The organism is Paraburkholderia strydomiana (genome assembly GCF_046030495.1).
Taxonomy (GTDB): Bacteria; Pseudomonadota; Gammaproteobacteria; order Burkholderiales; family Burkholderiaceae; genus Paraburkholderia; species Paraburkholderia strydomiana_A.
This window is the reverse complement of sequence record NZ_JAQQCJ010000011.1, coordinates 134,775-149,576: the sequence shown is the minus strand read 5'-3', so window position 1 is coordinate 149,576 and position 14,802 is coordinate 134,775. Positions and strand designations below refer to the sequence as shown.

At 65.9% G+C, this 14,802-nt stretch carries 13 protein-coding genes; 7 read left to right on the top strand and 6 right to left on the bottom strand.

Annotation, left to right across the window (positions count from 1 at the left end; all coding sequences use genetic code 11):
- The first annotated feature begins 92 nt into the window (after nt 1–92).
- Complete coding sequence (locus PQQ53_RS16735; protein WP_408144274.1) at nt 93–1,316, top strand: pyridoxal-phosphate-dependent aminotransferase family protein; 1,224 nt, start codon at nt 93–95, stop codon at nt 1,314–1,316.
- 39 nt (nt 1,317–1,355) lie between these two features.
- Here PQQ53_RS16735 and PQQ53_RS16730 read toward each other — a convergent pair whose 3' ends face one another.
- Nucleotides 1,356–2,567, bottom strand: a complete 1,212-nt coding sequence (locus PQQ53_RS16730; RefSeq protein WP_408144276.1) for an MFS transporter — start codon at nt 2,565–2,567, stop codon at nt 1,356–1,358.
- Between the two features lie 400 nt (nt 2,568–2,967).
- Here PQQ53_RS16730 and xdhA point away from each other — a divergent pair, with 400 nt between their 5' ends.
- The 3 genes from xdhA to xdhC all read left to right on the top strand — a co-directional run bounded on the left by xdhA (nt 2,968) and on the right by xdhC (nt 7,584).
- Nucleotides 2,968–4,497 carry a xanthine dehydrogenase small subunit gene (gene xdhA / locus PQQ53_RS16725; protein ID WP_408324967.1) on the top strand — a complete coding sequence of 510 codons (1,530 nt, stop codon included), beginning with the start codon at nt 2,968–2,970 and terminating at the stop codon, nt 4,495–4,497.
- 38 nt (nt 4,498–4,535) lie between these two features.
- Nucleotides 4,536–6,902 (top strand): xanthine dehydrogenase molybdopterin binding subunit, encoded by a 2,367-nt coding sequence (gene xdhB, locus PQQ53_RS16720; RefSeq protein ID WP_408324965.1) that lies wholly within the window; start codon nt 4,536–4,538, stop codon nt 6,900–6,902.
- Between the two features lie 85 nt (nt 6,903–6,987).
- Entirely contained in the window at nt 6,988–7,584 is a 597-nt protein-coding gene (xdhC, locus tag PQQ53_RS16715) for a xanthine dehydrogenase accessory protein XdhC (protein ID WP_408144282.1), read from the top strand.
- Between the two features lie 84 nt (nt 7,585–7,668).
- On the opposite strand, the gene PQQ53_RS16710 is transcribed toward xdhC, so the two are convergent.
- On the bottom strand, nt 7,669–8,655 hold the full coding sequence (locus PQQ53_RS16710) for a LysR substrate-binding domain-containing protein (protein ID WP_408324963.1): 987 nt from the start codon (nt 8,653–8,655) through the stop codon (nt 7,669–7,671).
- 138 nt (nt 8,656–8,793) lie between these two features.
- Here PQQ53_RS16710 and PQQ53_RS16705 point away from each other — a divergent pair, with 138 nt between their 5' ends.
- Nucleotides 8,794–8,949: a hypothetical protein gene (locus PQQ53_RS16705; protein WP_408324961.1), complete on the top strand. Its 156-nt coding sequence runs from the start codon at nt 8,794–8,796 to the stop codon at nt 8,947–8,949.
- 24 nt (nt 8,950–8,973) lie between these two features.
- Here PQQ53_RS16705 and PQQ53_RS16700 read toward each other — a convergent pair whose 3' ends face one another.
- Entirely contained in the window at nt 8,974–9,615 is a 642-nt protein-coding gene (locus PQQ53_RS16700) for a 2-hydroxychromene-2-carboxylate isomerase (protein WP_408144288.1), read from the bottom strand.
- 91 nt (nt 9,616–9,706) lie between these two features.
- The gene (locus PQQ53_RS16695) at nt 9,707–11,287 is read right to left on the bottom strand and encodes a TAXI family TRAP transporter solute-binding subunit (protein ID WP_408324959.1); all 1,581 of its coding nucleotides are present in this window, start codon (nt 11,285–11,287) and stop codon (nt 9,707–9,709) included.
- A 727-nt stretch (nt 11,288–12,014) separates the two neighbouring features.
- Between PQQ53_RS16695 and PQQ53_RS16690 the strand changes: the two genes are divergently transcribed.
- Both PQQ53_RS16690 and PQQ53_RS16685 read left to right on the top strand, forming a co-directional pair.
- On the top strand, nt 12,015–12,353 hold the full coding sequence (locus tag PQQ53_RS16690) for a BON domain-containing protein (RefSeq protein ID WP_408152972.1): 339 nt from the start codon (nt 12,015–12,017) through the stop codon (nt 12,351–12,353).
- A gap of 325 nt (nt 12,354–12,678) precedes the next feature.
- Nucleotides 12,679–12,927, top strand: coding sequence for a hypothetical protein (locus tag PQQ53_RS16685; protein ID WP_408144294.1), 249 nt, complete (start codon nt 12,679–12,681; stop codon nt 12,925–12,927).
- 71 nt (nt 12,928–12,998) lie between these two features.
- Here PQQ53_RS16685 and PQQ53_RS16680 read toward each other — a convergent pair whose 3' ends face one another.
- The gene (locus PQQ53_RS16680; RefSeq protein WP_408144296.1) at nt 12,999–13,787 is read right to left on the bottom strand and encodes a sulfite exporter TauE/SafE family protein; all 789 of its coding nucleotides are present in this window, start codon (nt 13,785–13,787) and stop codon (nt 12,999–13,001) included.
- Nucleotides 13,788–14,020: 233 nt separating this feature from the next.
- A complete protein-coding gene (locus tag PQQ53_RS16675) occupies nt 14,021–14,662 on the bottom strand; it encodes a LysE family translocator (RefSeq protein WP_408144298.1) in 642 nt (213 codons plus the stop codon).
- Nucleotides 14,663–14,802: the final 140 nt, after the last annotated feature.

Sequence of the window (14,802 nt, the reverse complement as noted above, 5' to 3'; positions counted from 1 at the left end):
CGGATCAGTGAATGATCGGACGAGTGGCCTCACCGGCGTCATGGCCGGTGAGGCCACGCTTTCCTCTGCGTCCTGACATTCACGTACCGATCATGCCGACTTCATCACCTTCTACCGTTGCTTCCGTAGTGCCCTGTCCGGTTGTCGAATCACTCGACGCCATCCTTCCCGAAGAGCCGCTTCTGATGATGGGCGCCGGCCCCGTGCCGATTCCCGCCGCCGTGGCGAAGGCCAATACCATCGTGATCAATCACCTGGGCGGCGCGATGGTGAAGGTGATCACTCAGGTGAAGACGATGGCGCGCTACGTGTTCCAGACGCAATCGAAGTGGGTGCTCGGCGTGGCGGGACCGGGCTCGGCCGCGATGGAGATGGCGATCTCCAACCTCGCGTGGGAAGGCACGCGCGTGCTGTGCATCAAGAACGGCTTTTTCAGCGACCGCATGGGCGAAATGGGCCGGCGAGTGGGCGCGAAGGTGAGCACGCTCGAAGTCGCGGACAGGTCGGTGGCGAGCCTCGAACAGATCGCCGAGGCGATTCGCCGCGAACGTCCCGAAGTGGTCACGGTGGTGCAGGGCGAGACGTCGAACACGGTGTGGAATTACCACCTGAAGGATATTGCCGCGCTTGCGAAAGCGGCGGGCGCGCTGGTGATCGTCGACGCGGTGTGCACGTTGAGCACGATGCCGCTGGAGATGGACACGTGGGGCATCGACGCGGTCATCACGGGCGGACAGAAGGGGTTGTCGTCGATTCCGGGCGTGTCGCTGATCGCGTTTTCCGATGCGGCCTGGGCGCGCGTCAAAGGACGCACCGCGCCGAATGCGCATTGGTGCCTGGATGCGTCGCTCGCGGAGAACTTCTGGCATAACGCCGGCTATCACTACACCGCGCCGGTCTCGGGCGTGCTCGCGTTGCACGAGGCGTTGCGCCTCGTGTGCGCGGAGACGCTCGAAAAGCGCTTCGCACGGCATCTGAAATGTTCGCTGGCGTTGCAGGAGGGTGTGACGGCGCTCGGCTTGCAGCTGTATGCCCCCGAAGCGTGCCGCTTGAATTCGGTGGTCGGCATCGAAGTGCCCGACGGTTTGACTCCCGCGGATGTCTGCTCGCATATTTCGCGGCAGCATCAGGTGGAGATCTCGGGCTCGTTTGGTTTGCCGATCGTCCGGATCGGGCAGATGGGCGAGCAATGCCGCGAACACAATCTTTTCCGCACCGTGCATGCGCTCGGCAGGACGATGGTGGATCTCGGCGTGAAGGTCGATCTGCCGGCCGGCGTGGCGGCGCTCGAACGCGGGTTGTCGGAAGGAAAGTAGTTGTTTGCCTGCGCTTAGCGCAGGCAAACAACAATCCTGTCACAGCGCTGCGGGCTGGCCGGTCACCTTGGCGTTGCGCAGATAGAGCACGGTCGACAGCACGACCGCCGCCGCAGCAGCAACCGCGGCGAACAGGAACACCGACCCATAGCCGAACTCCCCCGCGATATAGCCGGCCAGCGGCCCGGTAATCCCGAGCGACAGATCGAGAAACACGGAGTACGCGGACAACGCCGCACCACGGCTCGCAGGCGGCACGAGCCCGACCGCTTCGACGCCGAGCGCCGGGAACACCAGCGCGAAGCCGAAGCCGGTCAACGCGGCGCCGGCCAGGGCGATATGCGGCTCGGGCGCGAGCCACAACATCAGCAGGCCGACGCATTCGAACGAGAACGAGGCAATCGCGACGCGAAAGCCGCCGTAGGTCTTGATCGTGTTGGCGAACAGCAGGCGCGCGCCGATGAACAGCGTGCCGAACACCGTCAGCGACAAAGCCGCATTCGGCCAGTTCTTCGCCGCATAAAACAGCGTGATGAACGTCGCGATCGAGCCGAACCCGGCCGAGCCGAGCGCGAGGCCGATGCCGTGCGGCAGCACCCGCGTGAACACGCTGCGATACGACATCCGCTCGCCGTGGACGAGCGGCACCGGCGCGATCTGGCGAGCCAGATAGAAACCGAGCGCGGCCAGCGCAATCACCAGAATGCCGAGCGCGGCAAAGCCGATCGCGTGCGCGATCGCGACGCCGAGCGGTGCACCGATCGCCAGTGCGCCATAGGTCGCGATGCCGTTCCACGAAATCACCCGGGCGTTGTTGTTCGTGCCGACCCGGCCGATGCCCCACAGAATCGCGCCGGTGCCGCACAGGCTTTCGCCGAAGCCGAGCACGAGCCGGCTGAACACCAGCAGCGTGAGGCTCAGCACCGGCCAATGCCCGGACAACACGGCGAGCAGCAGCAAGACGCCGCTCGCGCCGCAACCCAGCAGACCGATCGACACCGTGCGCTTCGGCCCCAGCGTATCGGCGGAGCGGCCCGCGAGCGGCCGCGAGGCCAGCGTCGCCAGGTATTGCACGCTGATGGCCGCGCCGGCCAGCACCGCGCTGTACCCGAGGTCGCCGTGGACGTAGCCGGGCAGCACCGCCAGCGGAATGCCGATCGTCAGATAACAAAGAAACGTGAAAAAGACGACCGGAATAATCTGCAGGGTCGTCGCGAATTCGCTGCGAGGTGGCGCGGAGTCAGTGGACATGGGGAAAACGAGACTTGAAATCGGCGGGAAGACGTGATTTTCCCATGGAACCGATTCCCTTGCTGCATTTACATAATTCGCCGACCGTCGGATCGGCGTCGCGAACCCACATAGTGGCCCGAGTTCGCGTGTTCAGCGTCCGTATTTTTGTCTGGCGAGCGAGGCATGCCATGATTGGTGGTGACCAAAATTCTGCAAAAAGAACAAATACACGGCAAAAAGCTCATTCCAACATAAGCCAACCCGCTCTCAAACCGCCCTCTATATCGCCTGGCGAATATGTCCCCCATGCGAGCCGCGCTATGGGTTGCCTTTATTGACGGTGATAGCTTTCAAACCATCGCTGCAGCACGTCCCCACGGACACAGAACATTCGAGATTAATTCGAGAGTAACGAGACATGACTGAGCCGATTCGCTTCTACCACCGCAACGCGATCCGCGAGATCAAGGATGCGCCCGTCACCCGCACGGTCCTGCAGTATCTGCGCGAGGACGCGCATTGCACCGGCACCAAGGAAGGCTGCGCCGAAGGCGACTGCGGCGCGTGCACGGTCGTGCTCGGCGAGCGCAACGAAGCGGGCGGCGTCGACTTCAAGGCGGTCAATGCCTGCATCCAGTTCGTGCCGACGCTCGACGGCAAAGCGCTCTACACCGTCGAAGATCTGCGTCAACCCGACGGCTCGCTGCATCCGGTGCAGGAGGCGATGGTCGAATGCCACGGCTCGCAATGCGGCTTCTGCACGCCGGGTTTCATCATGTCGATGTGGTCGCTGTACGAGAAGCACGGTCACGAGCAGCGCTGCGCGAACCGCACGGTGCCGTCGCGCGAAGCCATCAGCAATGCGCTGACCGGCAACCTGTGCCGCTGCACCGGCTATCGGCCGATCGTCGATGCGGCCGTGCGCATGTTCGACGCGCCCGCGCCGAAAGCGCCCGTGAACGTCGCGGCGCTCGCCGCCACGCTCGCCACGCTGGCGCGCGAGAACACCTTCCACTACGAGCACGCTGGCCAGCAGTTCGACGCGCCGCGCAGCGTCGCCGAACTCGCGAAGATCAAGGAAGCCCAGCCTGCCGCGCGCATTCTCGCCGGCAGCACTGACATCGGCCTGTGGGTCACGAAGCAGATGCGCGAGCTGGGCGACCTCGTCTACGTCGGCCAGATCGCCGAATTGCGGAAGCTCGAAACCAACGGCGAGTGGATCGAGATCGGCGCGGGCGTGAGCGTCGAAAAGGCTTATGCGGAGATCGCGAAGCAGTACCCCGAATTGACCGAGATGTGGCAGCGCTTCGCTTCGCTGCCGATCCGCAATGCCGGCACGCTCGGCGGCAATATCGCCAACGGCTCGCCGATCGGCGATTCGATGCCGGGTCTGATCGCGCTCGGCGCACGCGTGATCGTGCGCGGCGGCGAGATCGAGCGCGAGATGCCCCTCGAAGACCTGTACCTCGCGTATCAGAAGAAGGACATTGCCGAGCACGAGTTCGTCGTCGGGCTGAAGGTGCCGACGCGCAGCGGCGCGCGCGCGAATCTGCAATTTCGCACCTACAAGCTCTCGAAGCGTTTCGATTCGGATATCTCGGCCGTGTGCGCCGCGTTCTCGTTCATCGCCGACGGCAAGCTGATTCGCGAGCCGCGCGTCGCGTTCGGGGGGATGGCCGCGACGCCCAAACGCGCGACGCATGTCGAAGCCGTGCTGGGCGACGCCGAATGGCACGAGGCCACCGCGCAGGCCGCGATGCTCGCGCTCGGCAACGACTATGCGCCGCTGTCCGACATGCGCGCGACCAGCGACTACCGGCTCGAAGCCGCGAAGAACACGCTGTACCGCTTCTGGCTCGAAACGCGTCCGCATAATCCGCTGCCGAAGAGCGCGCTCGACGTGCGCGCGGTCGCCGCCGCGTGCGCGCCTGCCGCCGCGAGCGCCTGATCCGCGCTCAGCCTACGAAGGATACGGAGAACATCACGATGAATCAGCAAGCCGAGCCGTTCCTGAAAGACCTGCAGGATCTCGACGACTTCACCCAGGTCCACGTGTCGCGTCCGCACGAGTCCGCGCATCTGCACGTGAGCGGCCGCGCCACCTATACCGACGACATCCCGACGCTCGCCGGCACGTTGCACGCCGCGCTCGGGCTGTCGTCGAAAGCCCATGCGAAGATCGTGTCGATCTCGGTGGACAAAGTGCGCGCCACACCCGGCGTGGTCGCCATCTTCACCGCCGACGACATCCCCGGCACCAACGACGTGGGCCCGATCATCCACGGCGACGATCCGATTCTCGCCGACGGCCTCGTGCAATACATCGGCCAGCCGATCTTCATCGTGGTCGCGACCTCGCACGAAACGGCGCGGCTCGCCGCGCGTCGCGCCGAAATCGTCTACGAGGAACTGCCGGCCATTCTGACCGCGCAGCAGGCGCGCGCTGCGAACCAGCACGTGTTGCCGCCGATGAAGCTCGCGCGCGGCGAAGCCGCGACGAAGATCGCACGCGCCGCGCATCGCGAGGCCGGCGAGATGCTGTTGGGCGGGCAGGAGCAGTTCTATCTGGAAGGCCAGATTTCGTACGCGGTGCCCAAGGACGATGACGGCATGCACGTCTACTGTTCGACGCAGCACCCGACCGAAATGCAGCATATGGTCGCTCACGCGCTGGGCGTCGCGTCGCACAACGTGCTGATCGAATGCCGGCGCATGGGCGGCGGCTTCGGCGGCAAGGAATCGCAATCGGGCCTGTTCGCGTGCTGCGCGGCGCTCGCCGCGTGGAAGCTGCTGTGCCCGGTGAAACTGCGTCCCGACCGCGACGACGACATGATGGTCACCGGCAAGCGCCACGATTTCCACTACACGTATGAAGTGGGTTACGACGACCAGGGTGTGATCGACGGCGTGACGGTGGACATGACCTCGCGCTGCGGTTTTTCCGCCGACCTGTCCGGCCCGGTGATGACGCGTGCGCTGTGCCACTTCGACAACGCGTACTGGCTTTCGGACGTGACGATCGACGGCTTCTGCGGCAAGACCAACACGCAGTCGAATACCGCGTTCCGCGGCTTCGGCGGCCCGCAAGGCGCATTCGCGATCGAATACATCATGGACAACGTCGCGCGTTCGGTGGGCGTCGATGCGCTCGACGTGCGCCGCCGCAATCTGTACGGCAAGACCGAGCGCAACCAGACGCCGTATGGCCAGATCGTCGAAGACAACGTGATTCACGAACTGATCGACGAACTCGAAGCGACCAGCGAATACCGTGCGCGCCGCGCGGCGATCGACGAATTCAACGCGAACAACGAAGTGCTGAAGAAGGGCCTCGCGCTGACGCCGGTCAAGTTCGGCATCGCGTTCAACGTGACGCACTTCAACCAGGCCGGCGCGCTCGTGCATATCTACACCGACGGTTCGGTGCTGGTGAATCACGGCGGCACCGAAATGGGCCAGGGCTTGAACACCAAGGTCGCGCAAGTGGTCGCGCATGAACTGGGCGTCGGCTTCAACCGCATTCGCGTGACGGCCACCGACACCAGCAAGATCGCCAATACGTCGGCCACCGCTGCATCGACCGGGTCCGATCTGAACGGCAAGGCCGCGCAGGATGCCGCGCGCCAGTTGCGCGAACGCCTCTCGGCATTCGCCGCCGAACGTTTCGGCGCGGGACAGGTGAACGCCGCCGACGTGCGCTTCGCGCACGACCGCGTGGTGGTCGGCGACGTGGTTGTACCGTTCGAAGAGGTGATCGCGAAGGCCTACATCGCGCGGATCCAGCTCTGGTCGGACGGTTTCTACGCGACGCCGAAGCTCTACTGGGATCAGTCGAAACTGCAGGGCCGGCCGTTCTATTACTACTCGTACGGCGCGGCGGTGTCGGAAGTGGTGATCGACACGCTGACCGGCGAAATGCGCGTGCTGCGCGCGGACGCGTTGCATGACGTGGGCGCGTCGCTGAACCCGGCGCTCGACGTCGGCCAGGTGGAAGGCGCGTTCATCCAGGGAATGGGCTGGCTCACGACCGAGGAGTTGTGGTGGAACGCGGGTGGCAAGCTGATGACGCATGCGCCCTCGACCTACAAGATTCCGACGGTGAACGATACACCGCCGGTCTTTAATGTGCGCCTCTTCAGGAACCGCAATGCCGAGGACAGCATCCATCGTTCGAAAGCGACCGGCGAGCCGCCGTTGCTGCTGCCGTTCTCGGTGTTCTTTGCGGTGCGCGACGCGGTGTCGGCGGTCGGCGATCACAAGGTCAATCCGCCGCTGAACGCGCCCGCGACCAGCGAGGAAATTCTCAAGGCGGTCGGCGCGGTGCGAGCCGCCGCTGCGGCGGCGCGGCAATGAGCGCGGTGCGACGCGTGGCTGAACGCGCCGTTGCAGGCGCGGCAGCGAGCATCGCAGAACACGCGAGCGGTGGAGTGCGACGCGCATGAACAATCTACACACAGGGATGATCGCCATGAACGATTTCTCGTCCGTTCAGATCGGCCGGCGCAGCGCCACGCAGATGCCGCGTCCGGCGCCGATGCATATCGTGCTGTTCGGCGCGGGGCATGTCGGGCATGCGCTCATCAGGCTGCTCGGCAGCTTGCCGTGCCTCGTCCAGTGGGTCGACGAGCGCGACGAACTGTTCCCCGACGAGACGCCCGCCAACGTGCAGATCGAGGCGACCGACACGCCGGATGCGATCGTCGATGCGGCGCCGCCCGGCGCCTACTTTCTCGTGATGACGCATAACCACGCCCTCGATTTTTCGCTCGCCGCGCGCATCATGCGGCGGCGCGATTTCACCTACTTCGGCATGATCGGTTCGCAGACCAAGCGGGTGAAATTCGAGCGGCGGTTGCTCGAACGCGGTGTGGAAGCGGATCGGCTGGTGGAGATGACGTGTCCGATCGGGGTGGATGGCATCGTCGACAAGGCGCCGTCGGCGATCGCGATTGCGGTGTGCGCGGAGCTTCTGCAGATCAGGACGCGCCAGGTGTCGGCGCAGGTCGCGACGCAAAAGATTTGCGCGACGGTTTGACGAGGCGGCGCATTGCCGCGGGCATTCACGAGAGCGCGGCACATGCGGACGTTCAAAGCCAAACGGTAGTGCCGCAAAAAACCTTCACGTCTGCTTGCCCGGTTCTTCTTTTTGCCGAGGCCGCGTCGCGCGCCTGACCTTCTGCGCGACCAACCCATCCGACACTTCGGACATCAATGCCCGCAGCCAGCCGACATCGCTCGGCCGGTCCGGCTGCGGATGCCATAACTGATAGCACTTGATGCGCGGAAACGCGATCGGCACCTCGACTACCGCGAGCGGCAGCATGTCCGCGTAGTGCATCGCGAAGCGGCGCGTCGTCGTGAAGATCAGATCCGACTGCAGCAGCGTCTGCGGTACCAGCCCGAAGTAGGGCAGCGTCGCGACGATCCGCCGTTCGGCGTGCGCGCGCGCGAAACCTGTGTCGATCGCGCCGCCGCGCGCGCCGCTGTACGGCGTCGGCGCGAGATGGGGCGCCGCGAGATACGCGTCGCGCGTCAGCGGCGCGCGGGTCAGCGGATGATCGGCGCGCATCAGGCACACGACCGTATCGGAGAACAGATCGCTGCGCTCGAATCGCGCATCGGGCTTCGGCCAGTTGCCGATCACCAGATCGAGTTCGCCGGCGTCGAGTGCGGCAGAGTGATCGAGCAGCGGACCCAGCGATTCGATTTCGAGCCGCGCATGCGGCGCCGCCTCGCGAAATTGCGCGATCACCGTCGGCATGAAGAAGTCGTTCAGATAATCCGGCGCGGCCACGCGAAAGGTGCGGCGTGAGCGGGCGGGATCGAAGTCGCCATGCGGCGTCGCGACGAAGTCGACTTCGCGCAGCACGCGTTGCGCGCTCGCCAGCAGCGATTCGCCATATTCGGTCGGCACCATGCCGGACTTGCCGCGCACGAGGATCGGGTCGTTCAGCGTCTCGCGCAGTTTGCGCAGCGCGGTGCTGATGGCCGGCTGGGTCTGATTCAGACGCAGCGCGGTCTGCGTCACGCTGCGCTCGACCAGCAGCGTGCGCAGCACGCGCACGAGCCAGATATCGAGTGAGGCGGCGGTGTCGTCGTCATCCATGGTTTGAGCGGGGCGGTGCGGGCGGAGCGGGCCCGGATGAAGCGCGGCACGAAGCCGGTTCGCCACACGGCCCGCGCGAGGGGCGCAAAGGTTATAACCTTAGGCCCGTTTGCGATGTGGCGGCATAGCAGGCGCGGTATGGCCGGCATCAGCGGGGGCTGTTTCGGTACGATTCTGTTGAAGCCGAAGCCGAAGCCGAAGCCGAAGCCGAAGCCGAAGCCGAAGCCGAAGCCGAAGCCGGGCAAACCACGACACAGGAACCTGGAACGGCAAACCACGCCGCCCGCCACCTGAAGCCCACGCCCCTCGCTACGCCAGCTAGTCCACCAGCCCCGACGGCAGCGAACTGATCCGCTTCACTTCCTGCGATTCGAGCCAGTTCGGCGTGCGCGCGCAGTACAGCACCATCGGCAGCGCGTCTTCGCCCCAGAACAGCTGATCGTTCAGACGAAAGGTCGGCACGCCATACACCCCGAGCCCGATCGCGTCGGCCGTATTGCGCTGCAATTGCGCTTTCACTTCCTCGCTTTTGATGCGCTCCGGCCCGTCCGGCATACCGACGCGTTCGCACAGTTCGGCGAAGTCCGCATCGCTTGACGGATCGCGGCCCTCGCGCCAGATGAAGCGGAAAATCTCGCGCACGAAGCTGATGTCGCCGTTCGCGGCGGTGGCCAGCAGCAGCGCCTTCATCGAATCGAACGGATGCGCCGGCGGCATCTTGTACGGGATGCCGAGCTGTTCCGCGCGAAACAGCGCGTGCCGGTACATGAAGGTGCGCTTCGCGGGCACGCTGTAAGCGGGCCGCTGTCCCCAGTGAGCGTACAGGTCGTTCAGCACCACCGGCGTGAATGCGAAGTCGAAGCCGGGCCATTTGTCGTGTTGCTCGAGCAACAGGTACGTGAACGGCGAGACAAAGTCGTAAAACCACAGCGGTTGCCTGGCGTCGATGCCAACGGTCATAAATGTCTCCCGAATTGCCTGTCTGACGATGCGTTCGCTACAACGTCAAAATTGTAGTGATCTTACGCGGTGCAGCCACGGCTTGCACCGTTCAATATGGTTTGGCGGCGCTGCCGCCAGGGTTGGCCGGGTCGGCAGCGGGGCCGGGCGTCGCGCCGGGTTCCGCCGCTTCATGTGTCTGATGCACGGCATTGGCCTCACCTCGGGCCGAGGGCGGCTCGACTTCTCCGCCGCCGGCCGCAGCCGGGACGCGCGCGTCTTGCTCGCGTGATTCTTCATCCGGCCGGCTGTCATCCGCATCCTCCGCATCCTCCGCTTCGTCACGCTGGGCGTCGCGGCTTTGCGTCAGCCGTCGGCGCACGAAGCCGATATGCTCGCGCAGCACATAAAACTGATCCGCATATGCGAGCGGCATCTTCAATCCGTTGACCGACTCCTCGATCGCGTCGAGCCGTTCGATCAGCGACGCGCGCTCGGCGGCCGAGTATTCGCTGAGCGCGCTGCGCTCGATCGCGATCAGCGAGCCGTACCAGCGATAAATCCGCGATTTCACCCGCCACGCATAGAGCCCCGGCACGACGCGCAATGCCGGCACCAGCAGCACGACCAGCGGCACCACGATCACCAGCAGCCGGTCGGCGAGACTCGCGACCCAGAACGGCAGGGTCCGGTAGAGGAAGCTCTTGCCCGACTTGTAGTAGCGCGCGGCGTCGTCGCTGATCGGGAAGTCGTGCGCGATCGGCGCGGGGAATTCGCCGGCGCGCTGCATGATGCTCGCGCCGCCGTGCACCTCGCGCGCGGCTTCGATCAGCAGATCCGACAACGCGGGATGCAGCGAGTCGCGCGCCACCAGCTCGGCGGTCGGCGCGACGATGCTGATCGACGCCGAAGGCAGATTCTTGCCGAGGTCGAACGACCCCATCGGCATTTTCAGCTGGGTCAGAAACGGAAAGCGGCGCGTGTAGGCCTCGGCCTGCGTGAAATCGTAGAAACGTACGTTCGGCGTGCGATACAGCTTGCCCATGACCGCCGGCTGCGCGGAATCGCCGGCGAGGAAGGCCGCGTCGACCTTGCCGGAGATGAGCGCGTCGGCGGCGGCGTCGCCCGATAGCGGCAGCAGTTTGGTCGCGGCGCCCGGCACGATGCCGTTGGCCTTGAGCAGCGCGAGCGCCAGCTCGCGCGTGCCGCTGCCCTCGGCGCCGACCGCCAGCCGCTGGCCCTTGAACTCGGACAGCCACATGACGGGCGGGCCGTGATAGAAGATCGCCAGCGGCACATACGCGACGCTGCCGAGCGACATCAGGTTCTTGTTCACCGCCCCGGGCGCGACGCCGCCCTGCACGAAGCCGACATCGACGTTCGCCTGCGGGTCCGACAGCCGCTTGAGATTCTCTAGCGACCCTTCCGAGGCCAGCACATTCACCGTGATGCGATTGCGCGCGAGAATCGTCTTGTACTTCTGCGCGGCGTTCCAGAAGGTGCTGCCCTCGGGGCCGGTGGTGATCGTCAGCGTGCTGGGCGGGGCGGGCTGGATGAGCCGCACGGCGGCCCAGATCGCGACGACGGCGAGCAGCACGAGCGGTCCGAACGAGACCGCCAGATCGCGCCAGGAGATTGCGACAAAACGGGCGACGAGACGGGGAGGGCCTTTGCGGCCGGTGGCGGGCTTCATCGGATGAGGTGAGGGCTACGGTCGAAAGTGGACAGGGGCGGCGCTCGGCGGCGCACGAATGGAGCGAGGCGCTCGAAGCGCGCGAGCCAGGCCAGGCGGGCCGGCCGTGGCGTATATCGTGCAAGCCGCGCGGTCGCGCGCGTCGCGCCGATGGTACCTGAGATTCATAGGACGGCGAAACGCGCGGCGGCGCCGGACGCCGACAAACCCGTAACAAATGGTGAGCGCGGTTTGACCTCGGTATGAACTTGAGGTGCTGGCGGTGCGCATGCCGGGGGAATCCCGCGCTCGGACGGCACGGCTGTCACACGCCTGGAGTGCGCGCGGCACATGAGTGGACATGAGTGGCAAGTGCGTGGCACATGGCCCACACCCGGCGCCGCCGCATGCTGCGCGGATGACTAAACCCTTTGCGCTTCCGGCGCGCCTGGATTAAATTGAGCATCGCTGCCGCGAACCAGGGTTTGCGCGGCGTGACCCGGCACCACACCAGAACCGGGCACGCTCTCGAACGTCGCGGCTTGCCGGTTCCGTACCGCAGACATGCCCGACATCGCATGCGGCAAACGGCAGCCGGTTTCTCCCGCCTCTCGCATACGTGTTGCAGCCAAAGCCAGCCGGCGTCGGGACGCACCTCGCTGTGTGTTCCTTCTTGCACGGCCGCCGGAAGTCGTAACGAAGCCGCTTCTGCACGCGGTCCAATGTGAAACCAAGGAGAAGAGAAACCATGAAATCGGTCGGTTATCTGAAAACGCTGGGTTCGGTCGTGGCAATGGTGTTGGCGTGCAACGTCTACGCCCAGTCGAACGATGCGCCGTCGTCGTCGGCGGCAACGGTCAAGGCCGGCAAGCGGGCGAACAACGAACTGGGCCGCAAGGTCCGGGGCGCCCTCACCAAGACGCAAGGCCTCGACGTGTCGAACATTTCCGTGCGTGCTCGCTCTGGCGCGGTGACGCTGTCGGGCACGGTGCCCGACCAAGGCCAGATCGATGCCGCCGGCGCAGCCGCGAAGGGCGTTGCGGGCGTGACGTCGGTGTCGAACAAGCTGACCGTGATGCAACAGTAATCAGTTTGTCATGAGCGCGCGGCACGAATCGGGCTGCGCCCGGCGGACTTGACCGGCGCCGCGGCGCCACGCGGGTGCAAGCGGGTGGAGGCGGCTCGACACCGCGTGCGCGATCGTGAAGCAGATGTGTAGCAAGGCTCCGGCACAACGCCGGAGCTTTTTTTTGTCTTGATTTTTTGTTGCGATGCCTTTTCGCAATTGCTCCGATGATTTCCCCGTTGCGCGTTGGTTGCCGGCGCTGTTGCGATGACTGCTCCGTGCGCTGCAACACAGAGTTGACGTCTCGCGAAGCGTACTGTGACGCATGGGTATCGGAGTCAATGCCATGGGAACCACGTTTTTTCGCTATACGGATCTGCCGATCGGCGATCGGGCGGCTTTCGAGCTGGTGTGCGCGCGGCACGGCTTCGCACCGGTGCACTTCGACATCAGTGCTAGCGCGAAGGCCGGCGAGCCCGCGCACGAACGTCTCGTCACCGTGCGGCGCGCGGGCTGGACGCAGTCGTATCGCGACAGTCATGGCCAATGGATCAGGCAGTTCGAAGCCGATCTGACCTGCCGGTTTTTCAAGTAGCGGCGAGGGAGCGGCGCCTGGTCGATGTCAGCGCACAGCTCGACCCTCGCATCAGCGCCTGCGCCGATGCATCACGCCATCACGAGCCGCACGCCAACCAGCGTTAGCGTGGCGGCGAGCAGATTGCGCAGCAGCGCATCGGGCGCGCGCGACGACAGGTAGCTGCCGATCGCGATACCCGGCAGCGACCCGACCAGCAGCGACGCCAGCATCGACCAGTCGACCGAACCCAGCAGCCAGTGACCCGCGCCCGCCAGCAGCGTGAGCGGCACCGCATGCGCGATGTCCGAGCCGACGATGCGCGTGGTCGGCAGCAACGGATACAACAGCAGCAACACGGTCACGCCGATCGCGCCCGCGCCCACCGACGTCAGCGACACCAGCACGCCGAGTATCGCGCCGGTCAGCATGGTCAGCGCGAGCGTGCGCGCCTGCTTCGGCGCGCGTTGCCCGCGCGCGCCGAGCGCCGCGAGCTGCGGCCGGAACACCAGCGCCACCGCCGTCACCAGCAGCGCTGCACCGAGCACGATCTGGATCAGCCGGCTCGCGCCCGGCGTGTCCATCCCGTAGCGATGCAGCAGGATCAGCGTGATCGTCGCGGCCGGCACGCTGCCGGCGGCGAGGCGCAGGGTGATCTGCCAGTCGACCGAGCCCTTCAGGCCGTGCACGAGGGTGCCGGTCGCCTTGGTGGCGGCCGCGTACAGCAAGTCGGTGCCGACCGCGGTGGCCGGATGCACGTTGAATAGCAGAACCAGGATCGGCGTCATCAGCGAGCCGCCGCCGACGCCCGTCAGTCCGACCAGCAAGCCGACGAACAGGCCGGAGACGGAGTACAGCAGATCGATGTGGGGAAGTGCCATTGAGCAGACCGCTGACGGTCGGATGGGTGGAAGGGTCGGGCGGCGGGGCCGTCGCGTGTGAGCCGCCACGCGCCGCAAGCAGCGGCGCGCAATGCGGGCCGGCACAGGCGCACCGGAGGCGCGCCACGGGCCGCCGCGGCGCGGCGAAAGCCGCTATTGTCGCAAAACTGCCGCGCTTGCGTACGGAACACGGTCAGGCGCGAGCGCGCCGCGCGTCCCGTGACGCGTCCCGTTCAAAGCGCGCGGCGAATCTCGACGACCCCGAACGCCGCCAGCGTGAAGCCGACCACGCGGTCGATCGCGACGCGCAGCCGGCTGCCGATCGCGTGACGCGCGAGCGACACCACGCTCACGAGCACGCACCACCACGCGATCGAGCCGGCGAACACGCCGCCCACCGTGGTCAACGCGATGGCCGGGGAGAAGGCGCCGCGCGGCGCGAGCGTCGTGAACAGCGCGGCGAACATGATGACGGTTTGCGGATTGGTCAGCGTGAGCAGCAAGGCGCTCGCATACGCGCGCAAGGCGCCCGCGCGGCCCACCTGCGCGAGCTTGCCGTCGCCGTTGCCGTTCGAGGTGTCGGCGGCGGGCTTCTGCAGCAGCGTGCGCACGCCGAGATAGAGCAGGAACAGACCCGCGAGCAGATGCAGAGGGCGGTCGTAGGCGAGCATGAACTGCGAAATACCGACGAGACCCAGCGCCGCGATCAGACCGTAGAGCGCATCGCCGGTCGCAATGCCGAAGCCGATCGCCAGTCCCGCGCGCGGGCCGCCCGTCAACGTGCGGCGGATGCACAGCATGCCCATCGGGCCGACCGGCGCGGCAATCGCGAGGCCGACGCCCGCGGCGGTGAAGAAAAGACTGGTGGTCGACATGGGAAGCCTTTGAGCAGTGGTTCGTGACGCGGGGTGGTTCGTTTCGTTGCGGCAGCTTGTGGTTCGTGGTTCGCGGTTCGCGGCGCGTCGCAGTGGTTCGTCGCGGCTCGTGCCGTCCGTGCCGTTCTTGCCGCTCCTAC